Consider the following 14799-nt stretch of genomic DNA (forward strand, 5'->3'; position numbering starts at 1 on the left):
GGAGTACTGGTGAAGTCTTAATGCCCGATTACAGGATATACGAGCACCCTGTGTTAAAGTTCAAGCGGGGGCGCCATGTAATCTTCAAGTATAATGGGAGTATTATTGAAGCCTATGAAGGAGAGAGTATCCTAGCTGCTCTCTACGCTCTCGGGTACAGGGTTTTCTCGAGGAGCCCTGATGGAAGCAGGCCTCGCGGAGCATTCTGCATGATTGGCAGGTGCTCAAGCTGTCTTTCAACAGTCAACGGGGTCCCGAATACTAGGATATGCATTGAGCCTGTGAGAGACAACTTAGAGGTTGTAGGAGGTACTGGGATTCCTGAAGCCCCGGTAAGCGTCACCGGGTTCAAGCCTGTGGATAAGGAGATTGTTGAAGCAGACGTACTAGTCATTGGTGGAGGACCGGCTGGACTTCAAGCAGCTCTCAGACTAGGCGAGAGAGGAGTCAAGACAGTTGTTGTGACAGACCACTTTAAGCTTGGAGGACAGCTCGTCAAGCAGACTCATAGATTCTTCGGTAGCGTGAGGTACTACGGGGGGTTACGGGGCTTCAGGATAGCTGAGAAGCTTGTTGAAACCTTATCGAGGATGCCCTCTGTGAAGACTTATACTAGAGCCTACGCATACGGTTTCTTCAGTGAAGGCTTCATCGGTGTAGCAGTTAGCGGCGAGAACCCTGTTAACCTCTTAGTGAAGCCTAAATACGTTATCATTGCTACTGGAGCCATGGAGAGAATGGCGTTATTCGAGAATAACGATCTACCGGGGGTTATGGGGGCTGGAGGCGCTCAAACCTTAATGAATGAATACGGAGTTAAACCAGGTGAGGATGCATTAATTGTCGGCGCCGGCAACGTAGGCTTGATCGTAGCCTACCAGCTTCTCCAGGCGGGGGTAAGAGTCCACGGCGTGATCGAGCTACGCGAGGAGATAGGCGGCTGGGTTGTACATGCAGCTAAAATACGCAGGTATGGCGTGCCAATTCTAACAGGACACTCAATCCTCAGGGTAGAGGGGCAGGAGAGGGTTGAGAAGGCTGTTATAGCAGCCGTGGATGAAAAGCGTAAGCCTATACCCGGCACTGAGAGGGAGTATAGTGTTGATTTAGTTCTACTGGCTGTAGGACTCCAGCCGGAGTACACGCTTCTAAGTCAGATGGGGGCTGCCATGAAGTACGTGCCGGAGGCTGGTGGATTCATACCTCTTAGAACCAGGTTCATGGAGACAAGTATCCCCAATGTCTTTGTGGCTGGCGATACCTCAGGGGTAGAAGAGGCTACAACAGCCTTCATAGAGGGAGAGATAGCAGCATACACCATACTAGAGAGAATGGGCTTCAGGGATGCAGCTGAAGCAAGAGATAGATTACTAGACTTCCTCTGGAATGAGTATAGGCTGAGCCCGGTTGTAGCTAGAGCCCGTGAAGGAAAGCTAAAGGTGACAGTCAGCGAGGAGGAAATAGAGGAGTTGAGGAAGGGGAGTAATCATGTCCACTTCTAAGCGGACAGGCGTGATCTCACCTAGAGAACTGGAGGAGAAGGGCCTCCTACCGCCTCTTGAGAGGCTTCTCAAGGGACCTGTCGCAGTACTCGAGTGCCCTGAGGAGATACCCTGCGATGTATGTACTGCTTCATGCCCATTCCACGCAATAACCAAGAGTAGAATATACGATACCCCGAAACTCGACCCCGATAAGTGTATTGGCTGCGGTGTCTGTGTAGCGAGATGTCCTGGACTAGCTATATTCGTCGTAGACCTCAGTAAGCCTGGTAAAGCTTATGTGACACTACCATACGAGATGCTTCCGCAGCCCTCGAAGGGTGTTCAAGTAGAACTACTAGATAGAGAGGGAGTGAAGGTAGGTGAAAGCGTGGTCGTTAAGGCCTGGAGCTATGATGGAACATGGGTTGTAACAGTCGAGGTCCCCAGAGACAAGTGGCTTGATGTCAGAGCTATAAGAGTGAAAAGGTGAGGGCCGTGAGCCTGGATGCGAGGAAAGTAGTGGTGTGCCGCTGCGAGAACGTTACTCTAGCCGATACACTAGAGGCAGTGGACAACGGTATCGATAACCTCGAGCTCCTGAAGAGGAAGCTGAGGATTGGAATGGGGCCCTGCCAGGGTAGAACATGTCTGATTCTTGCAGCTGAAATCATAGCGAGAAGGACGGGCAGGAGTGTAGAGGAGGTTCTCGTGCCGCCAAGCCGGCCGCCGATATCACCGGTTAAAATAAAGTACTTTATTGGAGGGAGAGTAGAGTGAAAGCAGAGCTAGCTATCATAGGTGGAGGTATAACAGGTCTCTTCACTGCTGTCACGCTAGTAGAGCAAGGATATAAGAGCATAGTTATACTGGAGAAATCCTATGTGGGCTCAGGAGGCACTTTCAGGTGTGCTACAGGAATAAGAGCCAGCTTCACTAGTAGAGAGCATGTTGAAGTCATGAAGAGAGCCATAGAACTATGGCCTCAGCTCGCTAAGAAGCTCGGCTTCCCCTATAGAAGAGACGGCTACCTGTGGCTGCTGACAAGAGACGAGGATGTAGAACTATTCAGGCGTGTAGTAGAATTCCACCACTCTCTTAACGTGCCGACGAGAATCGTGGATCCCAGCGAAGTCAAGGAGATCGTTCCCTCAATCAACAATAAAGGGATTCTAGCGGCAGTCCACGATCCTCTAGCAGGCAAGGCAAGCGTCTTCCAAGCCGTAGTAAACTCTCTCGTATACCTCAAGCAGAGGGGTATTAGCGTGCATGAAAGAGTAGAGGCTACAAGAATACTTAGAGAAAACGGTAAACTCGTAGTTGAAACCAGCAGGGGGAGGATTGAAGCAAATAAAATCCTAGTTGCAGCTGCACGCGGAACAGTCGACCTGCTTAAAAGCATTGGCGTAGAGCTCCCAATACGAAATCTAGCTAAGCATGCACTAGTCACAGAAGTCTTCAAGCCTGTTATAAAACCACTGATAATAGACTGGTCTTCCTCATCCTACATAGTTCAATTAATCCACGGCAACATATACATTGGAGCAGACATCCCTGAAAAGTACGATGAGCCGGCTGCAAGCAGATACCTGTTCCTCGAGAAGGCTGCCAGCGTGTGGGTAAAATACTTCCCGTGGCTGAGTGAAGTATACGTGCTTAGATACTGGACGGGATACTACGATATGACCCCAGATCACCATCCGATAATAGGCCCACTAGACGAAGACGAGAATATACTTGTAGCAGCAGGCTTCAGCGGGCACGGCTTCATGATGGCTCCAGCTGTAGCAGAAGCCCTCGCATTCTACATACTAGGAGATAAGCCACCTGTAAGTGAATTCCTGAATCTAAAGCCAGATAGATTCAAGAAGGGAAGACTGGTAAAGGAGGTTGCAGTCTTCGGCTAGTGATACGTGAAAATACACGGTATCTCAGAACACTATCCATGGAGTGCAATAGACTGGTAGGCAGGGAGCTTAACATCTGAGTGTAATAAACCAGGGCTTTTCTTTTCTAACTGCTAGTTCTCTTAAATCTTGCACCGTCACCTACAACCCAGTATTCTCCATCACTCCTCTTCTCCAGCTTGAATATCGGGGCTTCCCTCTTAACTCTCTCTAGTGCTTCAATCATTGCTGGATTACTATTATTTCTACTGACGCCTGCAGCAACAATATATATTGTAGACTCGCCTGGATTAAGACCGCCTAGCCTATGGTATATCATGATAGCTTTGAGAGAGTACTTGGAGCAGACTTCTCTAGCAATCTCTTCAAGCTTCTTTAATACCAGCTCTTCTATAGCACTATACTCAAGTTTGTATACTCTAGTATCCCCTAGATCCCCCTTCACTAGGCCTATGAACATGGATACTGCTCCGATCGCGTGCTCCTCATCTATTAATCTCAGCTTATCGAGGAGCTTGTCGAGTGATATATCCTCGCTCTCGCTCAGTAATCTTACCTCTACGTAGCACAATTCAACCACCTGAGAATGGAGGTGCTATGTAGATTACATCCCCGTCTCTTAAAATCCTGCCGGGTTGAGCTGGCTCTCCGTTCACGAGTACTACGGGCTCAGGCTTCTCGGGTATATTGTACTTTAGCTTCAAGTTCTCTAGTAGCTTGCCGAGGGATACCTCCTCGTCTAGAGTTATATTGAATTCTCTTCCTAGTATATCAGAGTATATTGAGTAAGCTTTAATGGTTATCTTCATCTTCTCCGCCCTTCTTCTTCTCGAGAACTCTTATATCCGTTATACGTGTATGCGGGTACTGGCCGCTTTCATCCTTCTCGTACTTCTTAACCATATCCCATATATTCAGTAGTGCTACTGCAACACCCATTAATGCCTCCATTTCAACTCCTGTTTTAGCTGTTGTCTTCACTGTCACGTAGACTCTTACCCCGTCCTCCTGGATCTCGTAGTCTACTTTAACACCTGTTATGGGAATATTGTGTGTTAGTGGAAGCATTCTAGGCGTTTCTTTAACCCCCAGTATAGCAGCTATTGTTGAAGCCGAGTAAACGTCGCCTTTCTCGACAAGTCCCTTCTTTATCAACTCGATTGTTGAAGGCTTAAGCTTTATGAAGCCTGTGGCTGTCGCCTCCCTGTATACATCCTCCTTACCTGTTATATCCACCATTCTAATGCTCATCACCTATCCCCTCTACTATCTAGGGATTCAGTACTGCTCTTAAGGATGGTTACACCAGGGGGCTTGAAGAAAGGTTCTCTCAGGTATACGGCTCTCCTAATACCTTCTTCAACACCTAGTTGATCTCTCACCTTGATCTCACGGGATATATCAACGTAAGGCTTCTCGACGAACAAGCAGGTTTTAATCCATCCTTCAGGCGTTAACCTGAGTCTTGTACACCCCATGCAGAGAGCTGGGTTTCCATAGCCTTTTACAACACTAACTCTTATTCCACTAGGCATCACGTACTCCGGTCTATTCTGGAAGCTCCTTACGCTTCTACCTACAGCCTTATTCTCGAGATACTCAATTACAGGGTCTAATTGAACATGCTGCTCGGAGTATACACCTGGAGGAGTACCTAGAGGTATTAATTCAATGATATTTACATCTACTCCTTTTCCTGAAGCGTACTCTATGAGTTCCCCTAGCTCGTTTAAATTAGCTTTTAAAACCACTACATCTAACTTGACTTTCAACCCGTAGTTTAAGGCTTCATCAATTCCTTTAAGAACTTTTTCGAGGAGGAGAGATCCACCTGTAATGAACCTGTAGGTTGAAGGGTTTAATGAGTGCACGCTTACATTAAGCCTGGCTAATCCTGCTTCAGCTAACCCTCTCGCCTTCTCTAGAAGGAGGCTCCCATTAGTTGTCATTGATACTTCCTTAGCGTGGAGAGCTATCTCTCTTACTATCTCAACAATATCATCGCGTATCAGGGGTTCACCGCCTGTAAGCTTGAAGTATGTAATACCTAGCTTCGCTGAGACCTCGGCGAGAAACCCGTAGTCACCAGGGTTTAAGGCTTCGTTTCTAGGGGATCCCGTTAACCCTTCTCTATGACAGAATATACATTGATAGTTGCATCTATCGGTCACTGAGACCCTAAAGCTATCTACTCTCCTACCAAACCTATCGACTAACATAGTAGTTGTCACCTAGCTCCCTTACCCGCTATTCTGATAGAGTAATAGTCTTCAGCAATCACGGCTTCCAGTAGATTATGGTTATAGTAGCTGCGCACAGAGGGCAGCCTCTCTCAGCATTTAATTTACACTCCAGCTATAACAATGTTATATTGAGTTAATAGTGGTTTATTAATTTAGCTATCAACTACCGTGGAGCCTGTCTCCAGCTTCTACGTGTTCACCTTAATAATCTAAAAAGCTCATTATAGGGAGGGCTGGTTTAACAGGGGATTTAATCGTGAAGCCTAAGCCGGAGTGCTTGAGATGCCTGCTTAACGTGAGATTGAGGGATATAGAGTACTCTTCGCTGAAACCTGAAGGCAAGGTAGCTCTAGCTAAGAAGGTACTAGGTTCTATCATAGAGGAGTTCAACTTGGAGACCGCTGAGCTAACTACCCTCGCCTCAAGTCTCTTCGAGCTCGTAGTGAAGTCTGCACCGGATATCGTGGACTACTATAAGCTAATTAAGAAGCGTAGCATGAGGATAGCACTCGAGAGTATTGGAGTTCACAGAAGGTATCTAGAGGGTAAGGGAGACTTCGAGAGACTCTACTACTTACTGAAGTTGGCTGCCTTAGGCAACATTATAGACTACGGGGTTGCCGAGCACTCCTTTAAAGAGGAGTTAGACCCTTTGCTCATTGAGAAAACTGAGCTGGCAATTGATGATAGCCGTATACTCTACGATATGATTAAGCGGGGAGGACTTAGAGTACTATACCTCCTTGATAATGCAGGAGAAGTAGTCTACGATGCACTACTAGCAGAGTACATTCGAGGTAAGGGTAACAGAGTTATAGGAGTAGCTAAGGATGAACCAGGCTTCCAGAACGATGTAACTCTAAACGACCTCGTGGAGACAGGAGTTGATAAAGCCTTCGACCTCCTTGTAACACCCGGCTGCAGAGGCGTCTGCTCATCAATACATCTTGATAAAGTTGACAGCAGCTTCAAGGAGCTCCTAGGGAGCGTTGACCTCGTTATCGCGAAAGGGATGGCTAACTTCGAATACCTCTCAAGCACTAGTCTCGGGAAGCCAGTGCTCTTTATCCTGGTGGCTAAGTGCAGGCCTGTTGCAGAAGCCTTAGGCTCCTTCTTCTATCTTGGAAAGCCAGTGGTACTCTTAAAGACTAGTTAATCCTTATTGCGCCTGGATTACAGGATTACCCGGCAGTAGATAATAGTGGGATGTAAGCGTAGAACCAGCTGGCCAGCCCTTCAACCCGGCTCCTAGAGGAGAGCCCTATAGAATACCATTCCCTCCCAGGCTTTCTTCTCAACTAGCCCTCTTGCAATGAGATTATCAAGTGCTATCAAGCCGTTGTCACCGTAGATCGCGCGCACTTCTCCGGTTGATAAGGGGTGTCGGAGCACGTGATTGTAGATAACATTGAGTAGGCCGTGTACTCTAACACCCTCTAACGGCTGCAGCTGCCGATCGCATACTTCAACATGGAACCCGTTACTAGAGAAGTACTCGGCTATATCGCTTAAAACGCGTTTAGAGACAGGCTTGTATCTCTCATCAAGCGGCGGCCTCGTGAGAGTTTCAACCTGGATCCTCGAGATACTGTTCTTCGAGAGCATGGAAGAAAGCCTGCTGAGAAGTAGTGGATCCGGGTATACCTCAGAGCCTTTTCTAGCGACAACCAGCTCTGCAACAATATTCCTCATACCAGATACTACGTGAAGCATGTTAGCGAAACCGTCTAGATGAGTGTAAGCGTAGCCCATGAAGTCCTCCACGCCGGGCCAGGGTAGCTGTACTCGTAGCTCGTCAATATAGTTGAGGACTCCTGTTTTTACTGCTTTAGGGATAACTGCTCCACTCGAATGCACGATCAATATACCGTCGCCACTAAACCTCCTGATGACTTTAATGACTTCAGGGAGATTTGCAACTAGCAGTGGATCCCCGTATCCCCATAGAATAACGTTTCTAATGCTTGCGAGCACGTCAGCATGCTTTTCAATAGCGGACTCGAAGTGATTTAAGTCGACTTTTACTTCAAGGCTTTTTTCAACCGGCGGGCTGGCTGGTAGCGGGCAGTAAGGGCAGTTGAAGGGGCATTTCCTAGGGGGTAGAAGGAGGTCTATTGCAGCCAAGTATCCATGGCATTTATCCGGGTGTACACCGTAGAAGAATGATATGAAGGGTCTTATACTACTCGTTCTCCTAGAACGGGTACTCGACAACCTTCACCTCCCTTCCAGTAGTCTTGGAGGTAAAGAACGGTAGCCCCGTGTACTTGATTCCCTCTAGCTTCTCGAGGTCCCTTGTGAAGAGGAGGCGGATGTCATCTAAGCCTAGCACTGTCATAGCTAGTCTATCAACACCTATACCCCATGCAATAGCCTTCACGCCAGGGGCTCCTAGTATCTCCATTACTTCCGGCCTGAACACGCCTCCAGGAAACACCTCAAGCCAGCCTAGCTTTGGATGCCTTATGTATCCTTCAACACTAGGCTCAGTGAAGGGGAAGTAGCCGGGTTTAAACCACACCTCTTTTACTCCTAGTGCTGCTGCAAGCTCCTTGAAGAAGTAAAGGAGGTGCTTGAAGTTTACATCTCTGCCTACTATAGCCCCATCGAGCTGGTAGAACTCCATGCTGTGCTTAGCATCCAGGTTTTCCGGCCTGAAGTTCCTGTCTATCGTGAAGATTCTATACTCTCCTTCCCCCCTCTCGTAGATGGCTCTTACTGTTACAGCTGTAGTCTGGCTTCTCAATACTAATCTAAGAGCTCTCTCGGGACTCCACTTATACCTCCATCCAGCCTCGTGAACTCTACCAGCTTTCTCGAGTAGCCTTGGATCAATCTTACCCTTTAAACTGGTTTCAAGGAAAAACGTATCGTGTATTTCCCTTGCAGGGTGATCCTGTGCTTGAAATAATGCATCGAAATTCCAGAACTCGGCTTCCACGTGAGGCCCTTTAACCTCCTCGAATCCCATGGCTACCAGTATATCCCTTAAATCATCAATGAACTCCATGAAAGGGTGTTTTCTCGCCTGCCACGGCATCGGGGGTTCAATGTTTAAATCGAACTCCTTGATAACGTATTGTTCGAGCTGTAATGCGTGCATCGGCTTTACAACTGTTAATACTTCGGCTTCCCTGATTAATCCTCTCTTATAGAGCTCTATGAGTCTATCTTCAGGTTCAAGTACTACTATAGTTTTATCCCTTACCTCCACGAGGCGACGTCTCTTCAAGGTCTCCGGGTCTACCAGCGGCTCTTTTCCTTCTACAACTGCCTTAATGCTCTCCTTGATCCTAGCGGCATCCTCTAGTAGCTTCCTGCAGTTCTCGGGGTTTAAGCCAGCTACTACCCCGCTCTCTATGATGATGCACCTGGATTTAGCATGGTATTGAAAACCTATTTCAATAACGCTTCTCGCTGCTTTGATATGTCTTTCAAGACAGTTCATGAAATCCTTGGTTGAGCCGCCAATACACTTTTCTAGAGCATAGTATACTTGCTCCTCTGGCAGTCCTTTCTCCAGGTATCCTAGAGCCTCCTCTGTTGCAGCTAGAGTTTTAATAGAGTGCCTGAGGACTTTCACTAATCCCTTACCTTCTAGCTCGGCTACATCTCTCATTAAATCCTCGGGTTTAAGCCCCATGCTTGATGCAAGTGAGCCTAGATCACTTGCTCCCTTCTCAACAATATACTTTGCAATCGCGTACTGCTTTGGTGGGAGAATCACAGGCTTACTCAACAAACTCCACCCAATGCAGCTGTACTACTCAGTAGATATTGATGTTAGAGTTGAGTATAAAATTGTTAATAATAGTAGCTTGATACAAGCAGCTTTGTGTACTCGCTTCTAGGGCTCCTGACAACCTGCTCGAATAATCCCTCCTCGACTACCTCGCCATTGTAGAGTACAACTGCTCTATCTCCAAGGTATTGTGCAACACCTAGGTCGTGTGTAACTGTGAGTACAGCTAGCTCGAGCCTCCTGTGGATCTCGTTTATCAAGTTGACTATCTGTGCTTGAATAGAGACGTCGAGAGCTGATGTCGGCTCGTCAAGCACAAGTATCTCAGGGTCGTGTATTAGAGCTCTAGCGATCAAGACTCTCTGCCTCATCCCCCCGCTGAGCTCTGAGGGGTACATTTCAAGAACCTCCAGGGGTAGCTGAACTAACCTCAGGACGTCTCTGACTCTTTCACCCCGTCCTTTACGCACACCTAGAGCCTCCAAGGGTTCTTCTAGGATCACTTTCACCTTCACGCTTGGATCGAGAGCTCTATAGGGATCCTGTGGTACATACCCTATATGTCTTACGACGAGTTTTCTCTCAGAGGGGCTTAAAGCGTAGATATCTTTTCCCATTACGAGGACACGGCCCTGGAAGGGTTTAAGCAAGCCTAGGATTACTTTGAGCAGGGTTGTCTTACCTGAGCCGCTCTCACCTATTATTACAAGCCTCTCGCCATCTCTAATACTTAAGTTAATGTTCTTAAGCACGATCATCTTCTCTTTGAAGAGACTTCTCAACCCTTTTCTGACAACTCGATATCCTGCTACAACTCCTTCAAGCCTAACTATCTCGTTGGAGTTCATCGCTCATGGTACCTCCAGCATGAAACTTTCCTCCCTACAACATTGAAGAACGGGGGGTGCTTGCTACACTTCTCGAAGAAGAACGGGCATCTATCCCTGAATACACACCACTCTATTTCACCACCGCTTTTCGGAGGCTCGCCGGGTATAGATTTCAGTGGCTTTACTACGCCTAGAAGAGGGACAGCGTCGACAAGCATTTGAGTGTAAGGATGTAAGGGTTCAGTGAACAGTAATCGACCTTCTCCCTCCTCTACTATCTTACCAGCGTACATGACGGCTATTCTATCACATATCCTTCCAGCCATCACTATATCGTGAGTTATTAGTATCGTGGTGAGCCTTCTAACTGCAGCCAGGTCTCTCAGCAGTTTAACCAGCTGGAGTCTGAGGTGCGCGTCAAGAGATGATGTAGGCTCGTCAGCTACTAATATGCGTGCGCCTGTCGCGAGAGCTATTCCTATAGCTACCCTCTGCTGCATTCCCCCACTCAGCTCGTGAGGGTATTTATCTAGCACGAGATCAGGGTTTAATCCCACTAGGAGGAGGTGTTCTCGAGCCTCCTTCAGGGTTCTCGCCCTATTATACCCGTAGATACTGTTTAACACGTAGTGGAATTGATCCCCTACAGTCTCGTAAGGGTTGAGACTTGTTCCAGGATTCTGGGGTATGTATGAAACTACTCTTCCCCGTACTCCTTGGTAGTATGTTTCCTCTTCATCAATAACCTTCACACCGTAAACGTAGAGCTTACCTCTTGTTACAGCATGGGGTGGTAGAATGCCTGCTATCGCATTACCCGTGGTAGTCTTCCCGCATCCGCTTTCACCGACAAAACAATAGATCTCGCCCTCCTTGACCTGGAAGCTAACTCCTCTGACAGCCCAGCGTACCTCTCCATCTTCATCTAGGTATCCTATCTTTAAGTCCACTGCTTCTACTGCTAGAACCACAGCCTCCACCTCCTTCTAACTCTAGGGTCAAGTTCCTCTCTGAGGCTATCTCCTATGAGGCTGAAGCCTAGGGCTGTTATCAGCAGGAAGAACCCTGGGAACAAGCTTATCCACGGGGCTCTCGTTATTACTGGAAGGCCTTCCAGCATTATTACGCCCCATTCAGGTGAGTTCAATGGCACGCCTAACCCAAGGAAGTTTATGGATGCAGCCTCTAGTAGCACGCTACCCATGTCTGTGACAGCTTGGACTAGAACGGGAGGCAGTGTGTTCCTGATGACATGCCTGTATATTATCTTGAGATTACTTAGCCCGCTGAGCTTAGCGAGAACCACGTAGTCCATTTCAACAATGCTTCTAGAGTAGACCTGGGATACTCTAGCATACCACGGCCACCAGGTTACTATCAAGCTTGCTAGAACTACGTGGAGTCCTGGCCCCGAGATCAATCTCACCATGAGTGCTATCACTACTGCGGGAATACTCATTAGTAGCTCAGTAGCATAGTTTAACACGTATTCGAGAAGACCTCTGTAATAGGATGCTAAAACCCCTACAATCACCCCTATAGATAAGCTTATTGAGACCACTACCACTATCTCAATTATAGCTGAGCGGGCACCAAGAATAATCCTCGAGAATAAGTCTCTCCCCCTAGTATCCGTCCCGAAGAAGTTGCTTGGATTAGGAGGAAGGAGAGTCCTAGATGATGCGCCTGGAGGCACGTAGCCCAATCCCTCCTCAGGGTAGGGGAGTATGAAGGGGAATAACGATGCTAGAATTGCTATAAGAACCATTATTGAAGTTATCACTAATCCTACTGTGAAGCGTGTTCTCCTCAACTGCCTCCTGAATGCTTGTTTAAAGCCTCTAATACTCATCTCTCATCCTCACAGCTTAATTCTTGGATCCACGAGGGCTTGAATTACATCAGTTAAAGTATTAACTGTAAGGTAGAAGACTGTTACAACAATGATCAACCCTATGGCGAGCCTGAAGTCACTGTATCCTAGTGCATCGTAAAGCAGGCTGCCCAATCCCTCTCTGCCGAAGACAGAGTACTCGACTACCATGGCGTCTACAAGACTATAAGTAAAGGAGAGCCCTGTAACCTGGATTATCCCTGGTATCGAGGACTTCAAGGCGTATCTCCATACAACAATATTCCTCTTGATACCCCATGCTACTGATACTCTCACAAAATCCTCTAGGAGGGCTTCAGCCATTAGAGTCCTAGTTAACCTCATCAGCACGCCAAGAGGGTAAACCGAGATTGCGAGAGCAGGTGGTATAAGTCTTGTGAGGACATCGGTGAAGACCTCGAGTTTCCCTTCAATCAAGCTGTCAATTAAGTAGAAGCCTGTTATTGGGTGGAAGTCCGTGGATACTGCTAGCTTAACGTCGACTCTACCATAGAGTGATATACCCGCGAGAGAGAACACGAGGAAGAAGCCTATGGCCAGCCAGAATGTCGGCGTGTTAGCTAGTATTGTCCCGGCAACCTGTATAGCTGAGTCAACACGGCTGCCTCTCACTAGAGCCGAGTAGGTGCCGAGGAAGACTCCTAAGGGTACTGCAATCAAGTACGCAACTAGGAGTAACTCGAGTGTAGCCTGCAGCCGCGAGTATACTAGCGGGAAAACAGGCTGCTTGTAAGCAATACTATCACCGATATTCCCTGTGAATACATTGTAGATAAACCTAGCGATCTGAACGTAGAGTGGATCATTTAACCCGAGCTCTGCTCTAGCCTTCTCGATAGCTAGCTGGGCTTGAGGGCCTCTCGGATTACCAGCCCACTTGACAGCTGGATCGCCTGGGGCAAGAATGAGAGCAAGATAGGAGACGGCTATTACGCCGATGACTATTAGGATACACCATAAAACTCTTTTAACTAGATAGTTAAGGCTCAGAGGCAACTAGCCTTCCACCTTAACGTACTGGAATGCTATTACATACATGTAGAGTGGGTTGAGTGCTTCATCCTGGAGGAGTACTCTACTACCATATATGAAGGGCTTGACTTCATCCCACAGGTTTACAGCAATAGCATCCCTGTAAAGCATCTCCTGGGCTTCACGGTATAGTTCCAGCGCCCCCGTATAGTTTACACCCTCCAGCTCGAATGCTCTTTCAACAATCTCATCGAAGACTGGGTTCTCGAAGCCAGCGTAATTCCACTCCTTCGACTCACTGTGGAACATGGAGTAAAGATAGTCGTATGGGGAGAGAATAGTTGGCCACCAGTCAGCTATTATGATATGCGGGGTTGACTCGGGATGCTCCCATACCCCTGCCGCTATATCCTTCAGCTGGGACCACGGCTGTGGATTCAATACTAAGTCTACACCTATCTCCTTCAACCTGGACTGCAAGTACTCTGCGAAGATCTTCAGCTCCTCGTAGTCAACTTGGTAGAGTATCTCAATGGTTACAGGTGTTGAAACACCGGACTTCTCAAGGTACATGCGTGCTTTACTTAGATTGTAATCATATACTAATCCCTCAACATGCCCGGGGAACCCGTGTGGTATTATCCCGCTTCCCACGATACCGTAGCCTCTCATAGCTAGCTCTACTGCCTCCGTCAAGTTGAATGCGTGGAGAATAGCCTTCCTGAACTCCGTGATATTCGTCGGGTATCTCTTCACGTTAAAGAACATTACATAGTTGTGGTATGTTGTTAGATTGAAGGCTTTAAAGCCTTTCTTTAAGAGCTCGCCTATAGTGTCTCTGGGTACACTTGACGCTATATCGATCTCACCGGCTATGAGACCATTGTACTGTGAGCCTGGATCTGTCACTATTTTTACAACTACTTCGTCTGGTGCATTAGGATTATTAATGAGGCTCCAGCCCCACCACTCCTTGAATTTTTTCAGCCTTACCTCTCTATCAGGGTTATAGCTGACGATCATGTAGGGTCCTGAGCCAGCGTCATTACCGCTATTGAACCAGGTTTCAAGCTTCTCATCCATGTATGAGGTAGCACCACTCTTCTCGATAGCGCTAGGCGAGAATATGTATGCTGCGTAGCTTGCAGCAGCAATCATATCCAGCCTCTGCGGGTATTTCAGCTTAAACTTTACTGTGTATTCATCTATGACTTCAATGCTTTCTAGGGCATCCCATATATAGCCTGCGCCACGACCGATTTCATTGTATATATCCCTAGCTCTCTCTATACTGATCTTTACTGCCGTGGCGTTAAAGGGCGTTCCATCGTGGAACTTTACTCCCTGTCTTAAATAGAAGACCCACTCTGTACCATCACTGCTTTCAGTCCAGTTGACTGCTAGTGCTGGAACGAACTCTTCTCTCAATGGATCGTAGTATACTAGAGGCTCATAGACTATTCCCAGGATTACTAAACCTGTATCATCCTCGATGCTTGGATCCACACCGGTGATTCTATCGTTGTACGCGTAGACAACTATCTTACTGGACTGGGCTGGCTGACGAGGGATCACGAAGCTATATAAGATTAATCCTAAGATGACCACTGCAACAATTAAGAGAGTTAAGAGCCTCTTCTCCACTTCTAAACCCTCAACCACAAGTAGATAGACCCAGGTGTTTTTAAATAGAATCCCCGCGGTCTTCCAACGACTACACTAACGCTTAA

General features: G+C 47.4%; 16 protein-coding genes. 5 read left to right on the forward strand and 11 right to left on the reverse strand.

What is annotated here, in order from left to right; all coding sequences use genetic code 11:
* Positions 1-20: 20 nt before the first annotated feature.
* Genes OWQ48_01185 through OWQ48_01200 form a run of 4 tightly spaced genes read left to right on the forward strand, consistent with a single transcriptional unit; the run spans position 21 to position 3388 of the window.
* Complete coding sequence (locus tag OWQ48_01185) at positions 21-1502, forward strand: FAD-dependent oxidoreductase (GenBank protein ID MCY0867835.1); 1482 nt, start codon at positions 21-23, stop codon at positions 1500-1502.
* Entirely contained in the window at positions 1489-1974 is a 486-nt protein-coding gene (locus tag OWQ48_01190; protein MCY0867836.1) for a 4Fe-4S binding protein, read from the forward strand. Before OWQ48_01185 ends, OWQ48_01190 begins: the two co-directional genes overlap by 14 nt.
* Before the next feature lie 5 nt (positions 1975-1979).
* On the forward strand, positions 1980-2261 hold the full coding sequence (locus OWQ48_01195) for a (2Fe-2S)-binding protein (GenBank protein ID MCY0867837.1): 282 nt from the start codon (positions 1980-1982) through the stop codon (positions 2259-2261).
* Complete coding sequence (locus tag OWQ48_01200; GenBank protein ID MCY0867838.1) at positions 2258-3388, forward strand: FAD-binding oxidoreductase; 1131 nt, start codon at positions 2258-2260, stop codon at positions 3386-3388. Before OWQ48_01195 ends, OWQ48_01200 begins: the two co-directional genes overlap by 4 nt.
* A gap of 106 nt (positions 3389-3494) precedes the next feature.
* Here OWQ48_01200 and OWQ48_01205 read toward each other — a convergent pair whose 3' ends face one another.
* Genes OWQ48_01205 through moaA form a run of 4 tightly spaced genes read right to left on the reverse strand, consistent with a single transcriptional unit; the run spans position 3495 to position 5607 of the window.
* The gene (locus OWQ48_01205; GenBank protein ID MCY0867839.1) at positions 3495-3959 is read right to left on the reverse strand and encodes a molybdenum cofactor biosynthesis protein MoaE; all 465 of its coding nucleotides are present in this window, start codon (positions 3957-3959) and stop codon (positions 3495-3497) included.
* Between the two features lies 1 nt (position 3960).
* The gene (locus OWQ48_01210) at positions 3961-4197 is read right to left on the reverse strand and encodes a MoaD/ThiS family protein (GenBank protein MCY0867840.1); all 237 of its coding nucleotides are present in this window, start codon (positions 4195-4197) and stop codon (positions 3961-3963) included.
* Positions 4181-4639 carry a cyclic pyranopterin monophosphate synthase MoaC gene (moaC, locus tag OWQ48_01215; protein MCY0867841.1) on the reverse strand — a complete coding sequence of 153 codons (459 nt, stop codon included), beginning with the start codon at positions 4637-4639 and terminating at the stop codon, positions 4181-4183. The genes OWQ48_01210 and moaC overlap by 17 nt, the downstream gene beginning before the upstream one ends.
* Positions 4639-5607: a GTP 3',8-cyclase MoaA gene (gene moaA / locus OWQ48_01220; protein ID MCY0867842.1), complete on the reverse strand. Its 969-nt coding sequence runs from the start codon at positions 5605-5607 to the stop codon at positions 4639-4641. Before moaA ends, moaC begins: the two co-directional genes overlap by 1 nt.
* 280 nt (positions 5608-5887) lie before the next feature.
* Between moaA and OWQ48_01225 the strand changes: the two genes are divergently transcribed.
* Positions 5888-6787, forward strand: a complete 900-nt coding sequence (locus tag OWQ48_01225; protein MCY0867843.1) for an ARMT1-like domain-containing protein — start codon at positions 5888-5890, stop codon at positions 6785-6787.
* A gap of 92 nt (positions 6788-6879) precedes the next feature.
* Here OWQ48_01225 and OWQ48_01230 read toward each other — a convergent pair whose 3' ends face one another.
* The 7 genes from OWQ48_01230 to OWQ48_01260 form a co-directional block, all read right to left on the reverse strand.
* The gene (locus OWQ48_01230) at positions 6880-7845 is read right to left on the reverse strand and encodes a radical SAM protein (protein ID MCY0867844.1); all 966 of its coding nucleotides are present in this window, start codon (positions 7843-7845) and stop codon (positions 6880-6882) included.
* Positions 7826-9370: a phenylalanine--tRNA ligase subunit alpha gene (locus tag OWQ48_01235; GenBank protein MCY0867845.1), complete on the reverse strand. Its 1545-nt coding sequence runs from the start codon at positions 9368-9370 to the stop codon at positions 7826-7828. The genes OWQ48_01230 and OWQ48_01235 overlap by 20 nt, the downstream gene beginning before the upstream one ends.
* 65 nt (positions 9371-9435) lie before the next feature.
* Complete coding sequence (locus OWQ48_01240; protein ID MCY0867846.1) at positions 9436-10221, reverse strand: dipeptide/oligopeptide/nickel ABC transporter ATP-binding protein; 786 nt, start codon at positions 10219-10221, stop codon at positions 9436-9438.
* Positions 10218-11174: an ABC transporter ATP-binding protein gene (locus tag OWQ48_01245; GenBank protein MCY0867847.1), complete on the reverse strand. Its 957-nt coding sequence runs from the start codon at positions 11172-11174 to the stop codon at positions 10218-10220. The genes OWQ48_01240 and OWQ48_01245 overlap by 4 nt, the downstream gene beginning before the upstream one ends.
* Positions 11165-12055: an ABC transporter permease gene (locus OWQ48_01250; GenBank protein MCY0867848.1), complete on the reverse strand. Its 891-nt coding sequence runs from the start codon at positions 12053-12055 to the stop codon at positions 11165-11167. Before OWQ48_01250 ends, OWQ48_01245 begins: the two co-directional genes overlap by 10 nt.
* A gap of 9 nt (positions 12056-12064) precedes the next feature.
* Positions 12065-13093, reverse strand: a complete 1029-nt coding sequence (locus tag OWQ48_01255) for an ABC transporter permease (GenBank protein MCY0867849.1) — start codon at positions 13091-13093, stop codon at positions 12065-12067.
* Positions 13094-14713, reverse strand: coding sequence for an ABC transporter substrate-binding protein (locus tag OWQ48_01260; protein MCY0867850.1), 1620 nt, complete (start codon positions 14711-14713; stop codon positions 13094-13096).
* Positions 14714-14799 lie beyond the last annotated feature (86 nt).

It is taken from the genome of Desulfurococcus sp. (assembly GCA_026626905.1).
Taxonomy (GTDB): Archaea; Thermoproteota; Thermoprotei_A; order Sulfolobales; family Desulfurococcaceae; genus Desulfurococcus.